Origin of the sequence: Streptococcus pseudopneumoniae, from assembly GCF_001068775.1 — a bacterium.
GTDB classification, from domain to species: Bacteria; Bacillota; Bacilli; order Lactobacillales; family Streptococcaceae; genus Streptococcus; species Streptococcus pseudopneumoniae_N.
The window spans coordinates 1-215 of the sequence record NZ_JWAJ01000065.1; the positions used below are offsets into that span (position 1 = coordinate 1).

Consider the following 215-nt stretch of genomic DNA (forward strand, 5'->3'; position numbering starts at 1 on the left):
CTGTAACTTACCCAGATGGTACAACAGCTGTAATTCCAGCAGATAAGACAGTTAAGAAATCAGATGATAAAGCTGTTAAGGATCCGTCAGTAACTCCAGTTACAGATCCAAGCAACTTGACTGATGCCGAAAAAGCTAAAGTGGGCGACGAAGTTAAGAAAGCTAACCCTACAGTAAGTAAGGTAGAAGTTGGCAACGACGGTACAACAACTGTA

General features: G+C 41.9%; 1 pseudogene. It reads left to right on the forward strand.

The features are described 5' to 3' along the window. Positions 1 to 215 (forward strand): annotated as a pseudogene (locus tag ADF68_RS11060) (peptidase); the annotation flags it as partial.